Annotated in this window: 3 protein-coding genes; 1 reads left to right on the forward strand and 2 read right to left on the reverse strand. The window is 66.3% G+C overall.

The features are described 5' to 3' along the window. Positions 1 to 274 (reverse strand): UPF0182 family protein (locus VFA16_RS11465; protein WP_324967924.1); only part of this gene is annotated, 274 nt, incomplete at its 3' end. 92 nt (positions 275 to 366) lie between these two features. Further along, positions 367 to 1,389: a PDZ domain-containing protein gene (locus tag VFA16_RS11470; protein WP_324967925.1), complete on the reverse strand. Its 1,023-nt coding sequence runs from the start codon at positions 1,387 to 1,389 to the stop codon at positions 367 to 369. 97 nt (positions 1,390 to 1,486) lie between these two features. Here VFA16_RS11470 and VFA16_RS11475 point away from each other — a divergent pair. Next, positions 1,487 to 2,295 (forward strand): zinc-dependent metalloprotease (locus VFA16_RS11475; RefSeq protein WP_324967926.1); only part of this gene is annotated, 809 nt, incomplete at its 3' end.

A 2,295-nucleotide genomic window follows, 5' to 3' on the forward strand; every position in this document is an offset into this window, starting at 1 on the left:
CAAACACCGGCCGAGTGCGGTACGCGAGCGCCAGACCGCCGAACACTATCCCGCCGACCAGCAGTCCGACGACCAGAAACACCACCAGCCGGGTGACCAGCACGGTGGTGAACACCGAGCGGTAGCCGAGTTCGCCGAACCACAACCAGTCGACGTACCCGTCGATGAGTCGAGGCCCGATCAAGAGCAAGACAATTACGACGAGTGCGATCGCGATCAGTGTCCGGCTACGCCGGGTCAGCTTTGGCATCCTCGCAGCGGGCCGCATCGCCACTAGCTACGCTCCCTGCTCGATGTTGACGGTGGCCGTCGGCGGTTTGGTGGATGGTCCCAACTGTACGCACCTGCGCGCGCGTCGTCGCCGGGCTAGCAGCTCGGCGGTTGACCGCCCGAGGCCACCGTGTGCAGGGCGTCCACCGCCTGACCGAGAGTGTCGACTTTCACCAGTTGCAGGCCGGGCACGTTGTCGGCGTTGGCCTCGTAGCAGTTCTTCGCCGGCACCAGAAACACGCTCGCCCCGGCCTCGTGAGCGGCCACCATCTTGTGCACGATTCCGCCGATCGGGCCCACCTTCCCGTCGGCGGTGATGGTGCCGGTGCCGGCGACGAACTTCGAGTCCACCAGGTCTCCGGTCGTCAGCTTGTCGATGACGGCCAGGCTGAACATCAGCCCCGCCGAAGGGCCGCCGACGTTGGCGAGGTTGAAGTCGATCACAAACGGCGCCCACGGCGCGTCCAGCACCGCGACACCTAAAAAGCCGTAGCCGCGATCCGGCTTGGATCCCAACGTAATCCGCGCAACGCCTGCAGGCGCGTTCTTGCGGCGGTAGTCGATCACCACGGGCTGATCGGGCTTGGTGTTCTTCAGCATCGACGTGAACTGGTCCACGCTGGTCACCGGGGTGCCGTTGACCGCGTCGATCGCGTCGCCGGCCTTGAGTTTGCCGACCGACGGGCCCGGATCGTTGACCCCGGCCACGGTGACGGCCTGCGGGTACTTCAGATATCCCAGTGCGGCGTACTCGGCGCTGTCCTCGGACTCCTTGAAGTCGGCGTTGTTCGCCTTGTCCACTTCGTCCCGGGACTTGCCGGGCGGGTAGACCAGGTCCCGGGGCACCAGTTGCTCGCGACCCGACAACCACAGCGTCAGCGCTTCGCCCAATGTGAGACCGTCGCGCTGGGACACCGTCGTCATGTTCAAGTGACCCGACGTCGGGTGCGTTTGAGTGCCCTCGATGTCGACCACCTGCTTGCCGTCCACCTCACCGAGGGTGTCGAAAGTCGGGCCAGGGCCAAGCGACACATAGGGCACCGTCACCACCGCGAGCAGCACACCGAACACCACGATCGGCACCAGCGCCACAATCAGCGTCAGAATCCGCCTGTTCACGTTGCTAACCCTAAAGGGATTGGCTGGGTGGCCGGTCTGCTCGGCCGGGCGCCAGTTCACTCACAGCGTGATGGCGGACGCGCACCTCTCGTCCCCGATGAGTACCGTTGAGGCTATGGCTGACCTGCCGTTCGGCTTCTCCACCGGCGACGACCCGGACCGCGACAAGGGGAAGAACGACCCCGAACCCGGCTCCGGCTCGTCTGACCCGTTCGGTTTCGGCGGGAACTTCGACATGGCCGACCTGGGCCAGATCTTCACTCGCCTGGGTGAGATGTTCAGCGGCGCCGGCACTGTGATGACGACTGGCCAGGCCTCCGGCCCGGTGAACTACGACGTGGCCCGCCAACTGGCGAAGAGCTCGATCGGGTTTGTGGCGCCGATCCCGGCTGCCACGACCTCGGCCGTCGGCGATGCAGTGCACCTCGCCGAGACGTGGCTGGACGGGGTAACCGCGATCCCGGCGGGCACCACCAAGGCCGTCGCCTGGTCGCCCAATGACTGGGTGGACAACACGCTTGAGACGTGGAAGCGGCTATGCGACCCGATGGCCCAGCAGATCTCGACGGTCTGGGCGGCGGCGCTGCCCGAGGAAGCCAAGAATATGGCCGGCCCGCTGCTGTCGATCATGTCGCAGATGGGCGGCATGGCGTTCGGCTCGCAGCTGGGCCAGGCGTTGGGCCGGTTATCGCGCGAAGTGCTGACCTCCACTGACATCGGCCTGCCGCTGGGACCGAAGGGGGTTGCGGCACTGCTGCCAGAAGCCATCGAGTCGTTCGCTGACGGACTCGAGCGACCGCGCAGCGAGATCCTGACCTTCCTGGCAGCGCGTGAGGCCGCGCACCACCGGTTGTTCAGCCATGTGCCGTGGCTGGCCAGTCAGCTGCTCGGCGCGGTCGAGGCCTA

The sequence above is a fragment of the Mycobacterium sp. genome (assembly GCF_035653355.1).
Lineage (GTDB): Bacteria > Actinomycetota > Actinomycetes > Mycobacteriales > Mycobacteriaceae > Mycobacterium.